Below are 12,874 nucleotides of genomic sequence, written 5' to 3' on the forward strand. Positions count from 1 at the left end.
TGAGGCGCGGTCCCTCAAACTCCGGCAGGCGTGCCGTGGCGACGATGATCGGCACTCGGTCGCGCCAGGGCCAGCCCTCGACCACTGTTCGATCGGGCTCGAAAATCTCGACCTTGAGCGGGTGGCAGGCGGCAACATCGCTGGAATGGCTGGCACCGCAGTCGCCGCCGGGACAGGCCGACAATGCGCCGATACCGATCTACAACCTCGATTTCTCGCTCATTCCCCGTGACGCTCGAGGAACTCGAAGCCGCGCAGGAGCGCGAGTATTGGTCGATGGTGGGCGATCCGCGATAGTAGGTACCGTGGCGTTGGCTCGTCACCAGACGTCCTTTGGCGATACGGAGATGGCCTTCTTGCGCGACAGGCATACCCAGCATCGCGCAGTTCGCGCGCCGCCTTGGTCCGAAAATCGGAAACTCCTAGCGCCTTGAATGCGGCCGTATCTCTCACTCGCTCCTCGACGTTCCCAGCCCGCCGTGCCGGACAGATACTCCGCACAACACCCCCAGGCTTCCTGCGCAGTAGCAGGCGTGTTGACGAACCGCCTGGTTGCGGCCGTTCCGGAACAGTCTGACGTGTTTCTGCTGGGCCATCTTGTTATCCCAAAAGTCCGACGCTCGGCTAATTCGATGTCGTTTCGCGTTCGATGTGATCCGCACTAGCTAATGTCAGTCCTATGATCTGAGCTGGCAGCCCTCAAGCCAATCCCAAGATTTTCGGATACACATTCAAACAGCCTATCTGGCCCGAAACGGCGCGCCAAATTCGGGTGTCGTTTCGCGTCGATCGCTTAGCGGCACGCAAGCGGGCGTCATCGAGCTTCGACCTAAGGTTCTGACGGCCGTGTCGGCCGTCCATCTCATCCTTCCTTTTCAATGGTGTCGTTTCGCGTTCGATCTGGATCATTCGCGTTCAATTGGAGTCTGTCGGGCCGATCCAGCGGTTGAACTTTGGGCGCCTAAGCTATGGCGCTTAAAGAGATTTCTCGATGTGATCCAAACTAAGTCGTGACAGTTTCCCATGGTCCGGGCTGGCAACACTCAAGCCAATCCTAGGATTTCGGATACACTTCCCCACAACCCGGAAATCGCTGCCCCTCGGCGAATCTGACGATTGAATATCCGGCGAGAAAGGGCTGTCACACCAATGATTTTCTCTCCAAACTTCGGCGCACATCCTACAACGCATGCGCGATCTCCTTGAGGGTCTGCCCGCAGCGATCTACACCACTGATGCCGACGGCCGTATTAAATTTCTTCAATCGGGCCGCAGTCGAGATGGCGGGGCGGACGCCCAGCCTGGCGATAAATGGTGTGTAACCTGGAAACTCTATTGGCCCGACGGTCCGCCTCTGCCGCACAATGAATGTCCGATGGCAGTGGCGCTGCGTGAAAACCGCCCGGTTCGCGGGGCCGAGGCAATTGCTGAGCGTCCAGACGGCAGACGCGTGCCGTTCATTGCTTATCCGACTCCGCTCCGCGATGCGGAAGGAAACTTGGTCGGCGCCATCAACATGCTCGTCGACATCAGCGAGCGCAAGCAGGCAGAGAATGCTCAAAAGGTGCTCATCGACGAGCTGAACCACCACGTGAAAAATACGCTTGCCACGGTGCAGTCACTCGCCAGTCAGACGGCTCGCCATGCCACCGATCTGCAAGAGTTTCTGCCGACGTTCACAGGACGGCAGTTAGCTCTTGCCCGTGCCCATGACCTTCTCACGACACCCAAGTGCCAGCAGCCGGGTCTTTGGGGCTTAGGCGCAAAGCGATCTCAATCGGAGAAAACGCTTCACCCGCGCGTCCCGCCGTAACAAGTACGATCCCCTTGGATGCATACGCGACGGGCGAATTGGGATCGATTTCCAAAGCTGCGTCATGTTCAGGTAAGGCTTCCTCAGGATTTCCGTAGTTCAGGATGTTTCCGTTGGCTACGTGCGCGTTTGCGGTCGCCGGTCGTTTTGCAAGAACTTGATCTATTAGCTTGATCGCCCTCTTTTTGTCCTCGACTACGGATGGTGACCATCCGTAGATCACGCCATCCGCTATGCACAACGTCTTGCCGATGATTGCATCAACGTTCTCCGGATCGAGGCGCAGTGCGCTATCGAACAGGTCGTTTGCCTCTGCATTCGTTAACTTGCTCCGGGGGCCATAGCGCTTCGCCCAGCCGCGCATGCTGAAATCCACAGCGTCTGGATTGGTTGGCCTATCCATTTGGCTGCGCCGGCTTTCAGCCTGGATGAGCTCGACGTTGAGGGAGCGGGCGAGCCGAGCCGTGACCTGGTCCTGCAAGGCAGTAAGGTTTGACCGATCGCCGTCAAAGCGGTCCGACCAGACGTCACGACCAGTCGACAGGTCGGAAAGTGATACGTTCATACGGACCCGATCTCCGGCCCCCTGCACCGCGCCCTGTACCGCCCATCGGATACCAAGGTCCTTGCCGAGCGTCTTCAGATCGACCTGCTTATTCTTATAGGTGAAAGCCGTCCCGCGCCCGATCACGAATGTCTCGGGCATTTGCGCGAGATCTGTCGTCAGATCGGTCGTAATGCCGTTGGCGAAATAGTCCTGCTCCGCATCGTTGTTGAGATTTGCAAATGGTAGGACAACGAGGGACAATCGGGGCGCAACGTCGGGCCGGATCGTAGCCTGTTTCTGCGTTTTTTGGCTCTCCGGAGACACGTCTGTGCGGAGCGTCTTTGTCTGGTCTGGGACCACAAGCGGCCTTCGTGGCACCGTCCGCCACCTGTTCGCTCGGGACCCGAGAGCCGACGCTGCTTAAGGGCAGCTATGAGGTCACCAGCGGCGGTCGAGGGAAGCGCCCGGCGTGCCCGTTCCAAGCCAGACAGCTGACGTACTGCCAGCCGGACCGCTATTCAGCTCAGGGCCCCTAAGCGGAAATCGCAACGAGCCGCACTGTCGAGCTTGGCTGTCGGGGATCTCAACCCGATCCACTCACGAAGTTCTTCAGCGGCATCGCCGGCGGGTTGTGCTGATCCACCCGTTTCCATTTCCCTGCACAGTTTAGCAAATATGTTGACTAAAGCGACCCTCGCGTCCCAACCCCCGTCCTCACTGGCGCATGGCTTATGGTCAACCCTGAAGTCCGATTTGGGTCGGCGAGCTAGTGATGGCCAGTCACGCAGGTGTTGGAGCGTCGACGAGGTCGCCGATACAGAAATGAGACATGTGGGCGACAGCTTCAGGACTGTGATAGTCACCGAATTCGGCAGTAGCTTCCTTGCCGGCATACATGCGGGCGATTCCTGCGCCACCGGGGTGATGGGGTGCCCACTCCGTGATATCGTAGACTTTTCCCCGGATGATGACCCAGCAGTCGTCGCGCGTTTTGTGCAGGGCGACTTCTTCGCGCGTGACCGGGCGTGGAGCCCTGGCGGGAGCAGCCGGTGTCCAGAACTCGCGGGTGATCGCGGGGTAGTTGGCCTTTGCGGCGCGGCGGAAGTCCCACGGCCCCAATCTCTTGGGAGGCAATTCGGCGCCGATGTTTCGGGCATCGTACGCATAGATCCAGGAGTCGTCCTCACCGCCCCGCTTGTCGTGGGCAAATGCCGGGCTCACCCGCTCGTCGATCTTTTCGAGCAGAGCCTTCTGCTCAGCGGTGTCCTTGGCCCGCAAATGATCGAAGGCGAACTTGGAGCCGAGCTGGAATCGGGTCGCGCGATAATGCCGCACGCGTTCGTAGTGCAACAGTGCTGTGGCCACGTCGCGGCCGTGCAGGGTGAACGCGCAAGCGAGCGCGGCGGCGTCCTCGAAGGACTGCGCGGCGCCCTGGCCGAACGTCGGAAGCATCGGATGCGCCGCGTCGCCGAGCAGACAGATACGATCTTGCACCCAGGTTTCGAGGGCGTCACGATCGTAGAGGCCCCATTTCGTAGGTCGAACGATCGCGCCCGCCAAAGCGAGCAGATCGTCTCTGCTGGGGTGCCCAGTAAATGCTTCAGCCACATCGCGAACGATCTCCTCGTGTCTGACAGGAAACCAGTCGCCCTCCTCCTGCTCGAATGCGGCAGAGTCCGGCTCATAGCGGGCGATCCACACGTTCAACAACTCGCCCCGGCGCACCCAGTACGTTGTCGCCCCGCTCCGCTCGCTCCGGTGCCGGTCCATGCTGAAGGAGTGGATGGGGTTGTGGTCCAGCGGGCTACCGTCAGTCTTGCGGAGCGAGGCGACCACCGCCCGCGGAATAAGTCCACGGAAGCAGGTCACCTCCGTCCACCGCTTGGGACGCGGGTTCGGCCACGCCAGCTGCAAGGTGGCGGAGTTGATTCCGTCGGCGCCGACGAGAACCTCTCCCGCGGCGCTTCGACCATTCGAAAAACTCGCCGTCACCTCGCCCGCGGTCTGATGCAGCTGCGTCAGCCGACAGTCCATGTGCACGGTGATCGGGCACGGCGCCCCGCTTTCGGGACCGAACTCGAACACGCGCTTGTACAGACACATCAACAGGTCAAGCCTGTGCATGTGATGGAAGCCGGCGCCGTCGCCCGCGGCGGTGACATGATCGAACGGCCTCTGCGTCACCGTCCCATCGGCGTTGAACTGCCTTGTCGACTCCAGAATTGCGGCCCGGCCACCGTCGATCACCCCGTCGGGGCCCCTGGGATCCCCGCCATCCAGGTCAACGCCCAGCCAACGACATATTCGCGCCCCGTTGGGCGGTACGTTCAACCCGGCGCCTGCAGTGCTCGGCACCTTGGTTTGCTCGTAGACATCGACCGAGGCGAAGACGCCGGACTGCCGCAGCGCCAACGCCGTCATCAACCCGCCCATTCCTGCGCCGATGATCACTGCCCGCATCTGTCGCCCTTGCCAAGTAAGCGAACGCACCGATTACCCAGCTCGTGGCGGAGCACGGTGGGTGCCGCTCGAATTAACTCGAGAGTAGCTTCGGGTTGACCAGCAATAAAGCAGCTTCTGGCGGAACCGGACGTGCTAGCTTCACAATCGCCAACGAGCCCGCAGTAGCATGCTCGAGCTGCCTATCGGGATAGGGTTGCTCGACCGTCTTGGTCGGCACGAACCGCATGTTAGGTCTCGTGACCGCCTCGCAAATCGCCTCTGCGTCCTTGGTGTCGTTCTTCTGCCGCTTGACGTAGGGCTTCACGTACGCCGGAGGCATCAAGCGCACCGTATGCCCCAACGCCTGCAGTTCGCGGGACCAATAGTGGGATGGCGCGCAAGCCTCCATCCCCACCAGGCACGGCGGGAACTTCTCAAAAAACGACAGCATGAAACGGCCCTTGAGTTGGCGCCGAATCACCACCTGGCCGGCTGCATCGACGCCATGCACTTGAAAGACCGACTTTCCAGATGTCCAGACCGATCGTCGAAATTAACTGCATGCGCTGCTCCTCCGAATCGTGGGAGCCTCAAACGGCGCCCAATCATTGGCACTCTCGTGCCCGTGGAGGAGCCGTCCACAGCATCAGAAGCGGAAGTTTCGCACGTAGTGCAGTCTCATTTTTCTGGCGAACACACGAACGATCATTCGAGCAAACCCGCCACTCGAAATCCGTGCGCTCCAAGGCCGTTCGGACCCAATCGCATTGACCGAATGCGATATCGACAGTTGCCGACTACACCATCGACGTCGCAACGGTGCAAACACCTTGCAGCGCAGCTACGGAACAATATTACATCTGAGAGATTCCAGGAACGAAACGGGTCGTCAGTCTTTCTCTGGGCTTTGGGAGGTGGCCATGACTTCTCAGACCATAGAAGGCGCGTGTGCGTTCGCTTGGCGGAATTACTTGCTGTTCCACAGCGGCATCAGCGAGAACGATAATAGGCGTTCTGCCCTCTATCGCTACGTCGCCAATGTTCGTGATTCGGGTCGAGATGATTTCGATCTCTTGCAAATAGCGGCCGTCGCGTACTTAAAAAAACTGGATGAACTGCACGACGACCGACGTGCGAGGCTCGCGGCAGATCAAGTCTTGGCTGAATGCTTAGAGTCACGCAGGGCACAACCCACCACATAGCTTACGGCGAGAACATCAAAACGAGGGAGAGAAACGCATGGCAGACGAGACCGCTAACGAAAACCGTTTCGCGCGCGACCAACAAGGTCCCATCAGCGCAGCGACTGCAATCGGTATGAATGCCTTGAAGGCAACTATGCACTTTCAAGTCTCAATGCTGAGGATGTGGGCCGACAGTATTGAGAGGTTGGCGGGCAATTACGAAAAGGGGTTGGAAGAAACCGCGACCGCCGTACAGGAACAGTCGAACAAGGAACGTGCCGCGTAAATCAACGCAACGGAGTCCACGAGCGTCGTTCGGCGACTCGGCAGGTTGCTTCCGGTTTGCCCGATGAACCGACAACAGAGACGCCGCCCGGACCTTGCTTGTACCGGTCGCTCTCATATTCGGGCAAATTCCTATTCAATATATGGCGGACTTGGCTGGCTAGAGGTAGAGTGCGCCCGCTGTAAGACCCGCGCCAGTCTCCCGCTAGAGGCCATCCGCCGGCCGAAAGATACGCCGCTCTGGAAGCTGGAAGCTTCCCTCAGATGCCGACCATGTCGCACCGCCCGGTACGCGCCACCTCCCCGCATGGTCAAGCTAACCGAGACAAGGCAGATCACGCCTTGTAAGTGGGTCCATCCCCCAGGAGCGCTAGTTTGCCGCTGAACGTCCCCACGCCAAACCGGAAGCCGCCGCCCGAAAGCTCGTCCAGCTCGCCGCCAGTGTCGTGCCCGTCCAGGACGGCCGCATCCATATTGAAAAAATCAACGCACCGTTCCTCCACACGCTCAAAGCCAGCGGCGAGGAGGTCGGTGCCGGCCTAAAGTTCGCTATTGAGCGCGGCTGGCTGCATCTGCACGAGAGCGGGACCTATGTTCGGCTCCGCAGCGGCGGCGACATGATATAATCTTCTGGCGGCCTGATCGGGAACCACAAGGAGACTGATCCATGGCGAAGGAAATCAAACAGTTTCGCAAGCAAGCTGAAAAGGCTGCGCGCGCAGCAAAGTCGGCTGCAGATGCCGGGGTGTCCGAGGAACTGCAGGCACTAGCACGCGCGTTCCAAAGCCAGGCCGACGTCCTGAAATCGAAAAAGCGAGCAGGCAAGAAGCAACGATGAGGCGGCCTTACTACGCCTCTTCCCTTTGAAACGGCTGGTAGGCCCGGGGGTCCTTGTTTATGCGGTTTCCGGATTGCATCAGATCAGCGAGTGTGGTTGCGGCTCGATCTATTCTGCGAACGGCTTCTGCCTGTTGGAGGCAGAAGCGAGTCATACTGAGGTCACGCCGCGCGGCCTGGACCTCGTGCAACACATGATCGAGTGCCTCCCCAACATTGTTCTTCTCAGCGGGTTCTGAACCGATACCGGCCGCGGCGCGGCGCACGGGCGTGCGTTGATCAGCCATTGGATCACTCTACCAGATGATGCTCGTCGTCAGGCGTCCCTGTCCACAGTCGGGACGGGTCCTGCTTTGTAGCGAACCCGCCCGCTGTGGCCGATCTACGGCTAATGTATGGAGTGCTGCCGCCATTCAAGGAACACAGGTTCCTTCTGTGCACGGTATCAGGAAGGTCGCGTGTGCCTGCCGCCGCGAAAGAAATGCGGCCTCAGCACTATATGCGTTGAGGGGGCGATGCCGAGGCCGCTGGAGGTGCTTGGCGCGGATCGACAAGGGAATCGAGCTCGACGGATTCGTTCTGCTCGCTTCTGAACATTGGAACCACGAACTCGATTCGCAATCGCCTACCTCAACACCTATTTTCCCCGCATGCGCATGGCGTATGAGCTCTGCCTGGCGGCCAGCGGTAAGCAGGTCTCGTCAGGACTGGACTGAATTCGTGAGGTGAAGCACGACGGCTACCGGATGCTTCCGGGAGAACGAGCGAGCGCGCCTCCTCTCTCGAACCTACAAAAGCAGCGGTACGTTGATCGCCATGGCCCCGAGCGAAGTCCGAGCCTGGTTGACCAATATCGGCGTGCTTGCCGCGCGACCAGGCGCGTTCGCCGTGTTTCTCCTTTATGCCGCGCTTTGGATCATCTTCGGCAATGGACGGGACTGGCACTCGCTTGCCACGCTTGCGACCTGGGGAATGACCCTCGTGATCCAGCGCGCCGGGCACCGCGACACACAGGCCATTCATGCGAAGCTCGACGGACTCCTGAAGGTTCATGACGATGCCAAAAACTCACTTATGAATATCGATGACAGGGACGCCGAGGAAGTCGAGCGAGAGCGAGCACAGGTCCGTACGTCGTGAGCTAATGATGCACTCGAATCACGTTGACCGCTCTTCCCTTCAGGTTCCAGAATTAACCCGCCACCGCGGCATCAAGCTTAACTGCAGACTTTGATTGCAGCGAAGCTGCGGAGCGCTAGCTTTTTATCGCCGGACATTGCCCTTGGTCCGGGTCCCCAAGTGTCGAAGCCGTCGCGCCACCATACTCGTCGCGGTGGCTTCCGCTGGGCTGTAGGCCTCTCGCGCGAGTTTCATTTGAAAAAGGCAGTCAGACCGCGAAACCATCGATCTCATTGAGATGCGTCGGCAACTCACGGCCCTGCGCTCGCAACACTCGGACAACCTTGCGATAGCATCGCTACTGAACCGCTTCCTCGTGAAGGTTGCATTCCTCTCAGAGCCTAAAGACCCGGAGCATGAACAGTATCTCCGATCTAAGTTTGCACAGACGCTGAAGAAGGTAGAGGCGATCACCTCGCGCAGGCCAGCAGCGAAGCGATCAGCGACCATGAAGCCGCCCAAGTAACTCATTGCGCTTGTCGGCGGCTGCGCCGATGCAAAATGCAGTCGCGAAGTCGTCCTTCGCGCACTGGCGCCTTCGCGGCCAAGCTCAGCTCGAGCCAGCGTTGGGGAAGCCACTAACTTGTAGCAAGTGGCCGTAGTAATTCATGCCGACGCTCAGACACTCAGCTGAAATCTATGCAGCTCTAACTACTTGCACTGGGGAGTGTAGAGGAGCGGATATCCGCAGACATTGCAAGATGAGTCTGCAGATGCTGTTATCGCGCTCACTGTCGTAAGTGCGTCGCGGAGCATACATTGAGAGCGTGACAATTGGAGTCGAATTGGACCACGATTCAATGTTGGCTACTGCCATTGTGGTGTCAGCAGAGGCGCGCCCTACCCTGGCTAGCCTGCTCGGCCGGCTTCAACCGCGGCCAGAAGCCGACTAGTTGATAGGGTTCGCGTTTGAACTCTCCCGCGCCGTCATTATTGTGACTGGATTGCCAATTGCCGTTCGCGCGGCGCGGATGCTGTCGATGAACCAGCTTCGCGGCCGCGTTCAAACCAAGCGGACCACCATGTCCTCTAGCTCCAACACCAATATCGCCAAGAAAGCTCGCACGAAGGCTGAGGCGGATTTCGCCACTTGGCTCATGATGGCCAAGCTCGGTGGTTTCGATGACCTACCGTCCAACGCCCAAAGCTTTCTGACCAATTATCGAGCCCGGCTCGAGATCATGAGCGAGGTCGAGTCCACGGCCCTGGCCGTTCGCGAAGTATACAGCGCTTATTACAGCGAGATGGGAGGTGTAGGCGCAGCTCCGGAACCAAAGGCTCGGACGCCAATGACACAGAGCAAAGTCGTGCGGTCACAGAGACGGCTCAGAGTTCAACCCGGTCAGTCGCCTGCACGCCATTCGACGGGGCCAATGACTCGAAAATCGGTGCCGGCACTGCTGATCTTCGCGAGCATGGTAGCACTGATTGCCGCTTTCATATTCCTAGCGCATTAAAATCGCCTGCCGACGTTTGCGATGTCCGATTCTCGCCCGATAGGGAATAATGGCATAAATCGTGTGCCACGGAGAGCCGACGTGGCAACGGTTTTAGCGTTGTTCACTTCAGGGCCATCTGCATTGGCTTCGTGTCGAGAGACGAGCGGCGCAAGGGCCATATCAAAGCGGGCAGCAAAATCCCCGTAGCGATCCCCACAAAGTCGATTTCACGTTCAGGCTTCGCGGCGTGGAGTCGGGAAGGACGAAGAGGGTTGACCCTAAACCGTCTTCGCGTCGGGAGGAGCCGTCCACAGCATCAATAGGCGACCTTCTACTCGGTCTATTACGCGGACAACTGAACCTCTATCCCCGGCCTCGCCCGCAGCCGCAGCCAAATCGGGGGGGACCGTCAGAGACTTAAACAGAGACGAAAGCGGAAACAACATTGCTATGTCCCCACTCGGCGTTCCAATCGAACCGTCGAATGATGGCGCCAATTCATTGAATACAGCCGAGGGCAGCGGCTCTTGATCTCCTTCATCTGCAATGTGAGCATACGCGCGCCGAGATGACGCCTCATGGTCATCGTCGCGAAGTGTGACGAACATTATAGAGTTGCTGAATCGAAAAATGGGATGGTCCCCCCGCGCTGCAATCGAGCAGCCGCAAAAACCAGGGATCACGACAATGAAATCTTCTCGCCTCGCTCTAGCTCTAGCCGCCGCGCTCAGCCTAGGCGCCTTTGTTGGCTCTGCACAAATCTCTCCAGCCTCGGCCGGCCAGTGGGACTGGTTAGGAAATAAGCCATATGTCGACTGCGTGAAACGCGCTGACATGGCGCGCGTCGAAGCTCAGCGCGTGAGCTCAACGCCAGGAATCGCTGAAGCCATCCAAAAGAAGGGTGTAAATGATTGCAACCGTCTATACTATCCATCCAACGCCAACTCTTCTCACACGCTCGGCAAGCGCAAAGGGTGATACAGACACTCGCACCAAATCGGCCTTGAGTGCAGATCATGATGCGACAGAGACAATCGCATCATGATTTTTTCCCTTGCCCAGATGAGCTGCAGGCTCAACGTGGAGAACATTGCGACCTTCGCAAATCGCGTGGGCGGTTGGATGAGGCAAGAAGGATCCGACAAGTGCTTTGAAGTCGCACGATGCTTGACACACCTTTCCAAGGCTGTGGACCGACACGTTCACGCCAGCGGCGCTCAAGTGACCGATAGCGGCCGCGCCAAAACAGAAAGGTGGCAACGTGGGGCTTCGCCTACTCGGCTTGAAGGTTGCCGAGGCAGGGATCGCCTTGGTTTCGGTCTCGAATACGCTTGGCGTTTACGGGCAAGAGCGGTGGAAGTGGATGACCAGGCTGGAAGCCGCTTTGCGAATTCGTCGCTCTTCTTGGTGAGCGCCGCGGTCTGGCGCGCGCAGTTCTGCCGACGAGTACGAAGCGGCGTCAATGTCCACAGTAAAGCAAGTATCAGAGAGTGTGCGGGAGGTGGGGCGCAACGTTCGAGAATCTCTGGAGCAAGGCCAACAGTACAGCGCGTGGTCCCAAATTGTTCGTGACGTGGTCAGGGAAGCTCCTCTAGCTTCGCTGGCCGTCGCTTTCCTCATCGGGTATGTCATCGCGCGGCGGTAACGCCGCTCAGCTAAGAGAGTAACAGGTAGGTTCTGGATGCTGTGCAACTCGGAGTGACGCGCCCGCCCGATATAAGTCTCGCGCTTGATCGGCATTGGACTGGTCGCCACAAGCGCCTCCTGCCAACTGGCGCCTTTTCGTCACCTGGCGATATTCGCAAGCGTAGCGTCGTGCCGCGCGCGCTGCGCCGATAAAGATGCCGGTGCGCCGGCAGTTGGACCTGTTGGATCAAACGGGGCCGCATCGCGCCCTTTGGTCGGCAAAGCCGTACCAAGCCAACGGGAGGGCCAATGCACAGAGAGCTGCCATCGGCAAGAACGCAGCTCCTGCATATCGAGCATAAAGAATGCCGGACAGCGATATCAACGCAGCGGTAACGAGGCCTGAACCAAGGGCATAAAGGGCTTGGGCGGTGGCGGCTACCGTCGGGGAGACAACTGCCCTCATCATGTCCATGCAAGCGAGATGGAGCAGCGCAAAGGTCAACCCGTGTAAGGGCTGAATCATTGAGAGAAGCACAATAGAAGTCGTCGCTCCCTCAATCAGCCAACGTATGATGCCGGCCGCGGCTGCTAAGATGGCCGCACCACGCACGCCAAACCGTTCAATCAACCGAGGACCAACGAAAAAGAAGACCAAAACTTCTGCCGCCACCGCTTCCGACCACAGAACGCTTATGACGGAAGTTCCTATTCCAGCGTCGCTCCACCGAATGACGGCAAATGCGTCGTGCATCGAGTGACTTCCATAGACCAAAGCGGAAACCAAAATCAGGATCCGAAATCGCGGGATCGCCAAAAGAGCACCTACCTCACCGAAGGCCAACGATGCCGGCGGCGCAGGTGGAGCGGCTTGAGCGTTAACAGCGGGCATAAACACCGTCGCGCTGGCCGCTGCGATCAGTAGGCTGGCATTCATCCAGATAACCGGCATGAGGTCAGCAGGACCGATCAGTTGTCCAACGACGATCGTGCCCACGACGAAGGCGGCCGAGCCCGAACCCCGTATCCAGCCGTATTCAAATGGCCTTCCGCCCATTTGAGGTTTCGCTGCATTCACTGACAACGCGTCCGCAATCGAGGTCGTCGGAGCAAGTGCCGCAGCCTGAGCCAACGCTAGAACAAGCAACCACCAAAATCCATCTGCCCAGACCAAGGCAGCTGCCGCTCCGGCCGCCAACACGGCACAGCTTGCGAGCACAAGGCGCAATGAACCGAGGACGTCGGCGAGCCTTGCAAGACACGGACCGGAGACAAGCCGCACCAACATTGCCGCAGCGAGGATTGAACCGATCTGCTGAGGCGTCAGAGCTCTCGTCTCGAAAAGCTTAGGCCAGAATGGCGATGCCGCACCGAACGCAGCGTACAGGGCGCCGTAAAGAGCAATATAGGCGATTGGTCCAGCCACAGCCTAAAGCCACTGAAATCGGTTTCGCCGGTGTTTTACGCCAAGCTCTCCACCCAACTTGCAACACCGTTCATTGCACCTAGTCGATCTGCCTTT

The 12,874-nt window shown here is 58.9% G+C and carries 11 protein-coding genes and 2 pseudogenes; 9 read left to right on the forward strand and 4 right to left on the reverse strand.

Annotated elements, in window-relative coordinates; translation table 11 throughout:
* Positions 1–1,189: 1,189 nt before the first annotated feature.
* The gene (locus tag IVA96_RS02855; protein WP_247415314.1) at positions 1,190–1,813 is read left to right on the forward strand and encodes an HWE histidine kinase domain-containing protein; all 624 of its coding nucleotides are present in this window, start codon (positions 1,190–1,192) and stop codon (positions 1,811–1,813) included.
* On the opposite strand, the gene IVA96_RS02860 is transcribed toward IVA96_RS02855, so the two are convergent.
* The 3 genes and pseudogenes from IVA96_RS02860 to IVA96_RS02870 form a co-directional block, all read right to left on the reverse strand.
* On the reverse strand, positions 1,719–2,621 hold the full coding sequence (locus IVA96_RS02860; protein ID WP_247415316.1) for a hypothetical protein: 903 nt from the start codon (positions 2,619–2,621) through the stop codon (positions 1,719–1,721). The genes IVA96_RS02855 and IVA96_RS02860 overlap by 95 nt on opposite strands.
* A gap of 519 nt (positions 2,622–3,140) precedes the next feature.
* Positions 3,141–4,820 carry a cytochrome b5 domain-containing protein gene (locus IVA96_RS02865; RefSeq protein WP_247415318.1) on the reverse strand — a complete coding sequence of 560 codons (1,680 nt, stop codon included), beginning with the start codon at positions 4,818–4,820 and terminating at the stop codon, positions 3,141–3,143.
* 196 nt (positions 4,821–5,016) lie between these two features.
* Positions 5,017–5,365 (reverse strand): annotated as a pseudogene (locus IVA96_RS02870) (transposase); the annotation flags it as partial.
* Positions 5,366–5,722: 357 nt separating this feature from the next.
* On the opposite strand from IVA96_RS02870, the gene IVA96_RS02875 reads away from it, so the two are divergent.
* From IVA96_RS02875 to IVA96_RS02910, 8 genes and pseudogenes are all read left to right on the forward strand, one after another.
* A complete protein-coding gene (locus IVA96_RS02875; RefSeq protein WP_247279943.1) occupies positions 5,723–6,004 on the forward strand; it encodes a hypothetical protein in 282 nt (93 codons plus the stop codon).
* 37 nt (positions 6,005–6,041) lie between these two features.
* Positions 6,042–6,272 carry a hypothetical protein gene (locus IVA96_RS02880; protein ID WP_247279942.1) on the forward strand — a complete coding sequence of 77 codons (231 nt, stop codon included), beginning with the start codon at positions 6,042–6,044 and terminating at the stop codon, positions 6,270–6,272.
* A gap of 144 nt (positions 6,273–6,416) precedes the next feature.
* Positions 6,417–6,656: pseudogene (locus IVA96_RS02885) on the forward strand (hypothetical protein); the annotation flags it as partial.
* 61 nt (positions 6,657–6,717) lie between these two features.
* Complete coding sequence (locus tag IVA96_RS02890) at positions 6,718–6,897, forward strand: hypothetical protein (protein ID WP_247279941.1); 180 nt, start codon at positions 6,718–6,720, stop codon at positions 6,895–6,897.
* Positions 6,898–6,938: 41 nt separating this feature from the next.
* Positions 6,939–7,109, forward strand: a complete 171-nt coding sequence (locus IVA96_RS02895) for a hypothetical protein (RefSeq protein ID WP_247279940.1) — start codon at positions 6,939–6,941, stop codon at positions 7,107–7,109.
* 815 nt (positions 7,110–7,924) lie between these two features.
* On the forward strand, positions 7,925–8,248 hold the full coding sequence (locus IVA96_RS02900; RefSeq protein ID WP_247279956.1) for a low affinity iron permease family protein: 324 nt from the start codon (positions 7,925–7,927) through the stop codon (positions 8,246–8,248).
* Between the two features lie 1,061 nt (positions 8,249–9,309).
* Positions 9,310–9,744, forward strand: a complete 435-nt coding sequence (locus IVA96_RS02905) for a hypothetical protein (protein ID WP_247279955.1) — start codon at positions 9,310–9,312, stop codon at positions 9,742–9,744.
* A gap of 669 nt (positions 9,745–10,413) precedes the next feature.
* Positions 10,414–10,704, forward strand: a complete 291-nt coding sequence (locus IVA96_RS02910; RefSeq protein ID WP_247279939.1) for a hypothetical protein — start codon at positions 10,414–10,416, stop codon at positions 10,702–10,704.
* Positions 10,705–11,599: 895 nt separating this feature from the next.
* On the opposite strand, the gene IVA96_RS02915 is transcribed toward IVA96_RS02910, so the two are convergent.
* Positions 11,600–12,778 carry an MFS transporter gene (locus tag IVA96_RS02915; protein WP_247279938.1) on the reverse strand — a complete coding sequence of 393 codons (1,179 nt, stop codon included), beginning with the start codon at positions 12,776–12,778 and terminating at the stop codon, positions 11,600–11,602.
* Positions 12,779–12,874 lie beyond the last annotated feature (96 nt).

The organism is Bradyrhizobium sp. 159, assembly GCF_023073795.1.
Classification (GTDB): domain Bacteria; phylum Pseudomonadota; class Alphaproteobacteria; order Rhizobiales; family Xanthobacteraceae; genus Bradyrhizobium.

Bases quoted from the DNA above. Each gene is read 5' to 3' on its own strand.
- IVA96_RS02855 (WP_247415314.1), top strand. From the start codon at position 1,190: ATGCGCGATCTCCTTGAGGGTCTGCCCGCAGCGATCTACACCACTGAT.
- IVA96_RS02865 (WP_247415318.1), bottom strand. From the start codon at position 4,820: ATGCGGGCAGTGATCATCGGCGCAGGAATGGGCGGGTTGATGACGGCG.
- IVA96_RS02875 (WP_247279943.1), top strand. From the start codon at position 5,723: ATGACTTCTCAGACCATAGAAGGCGCGTGTGCGTTCGCTTGGCGGAAT.
- IVA96_RS02880 (WP_247279942.1), top strand. From the start codon at position 6,042: ATGGCAGACGAGACCGCTAACGAAAACCGTTTCGCGCGCGACCAACAA.
- IVA96_RS02895 (WP_247279940.1), top strand. From the start codon at position 6,939: ATGGCGAAGGAAATCAAACAGTTTCGCAAGCAAGCTGAAAAGGCTGCG.
- IVA96_RS02900 (WP_247279956.1), top strand. From the start codon at position 7,925: ATGGCCCCGAGCGAAGTCCGAGCCTGGTTGACCAATATCGGCGTGCTT.
- IVA96_RS02905 (WP_247279955.1), top strand. From the start codon at position 9,310: ATGTCCTCTAGCTCCAACACCAATATCGCCAAGAAAGCTCGCACGAAG.
- IVA96_RS02910 (WP_247279939.1), top strand. From the start codon at position 10,414: ATGAAATCTTCTCGCCTCGCTCTAGCTCTAGCCGCCGCGCTCAGCCTA.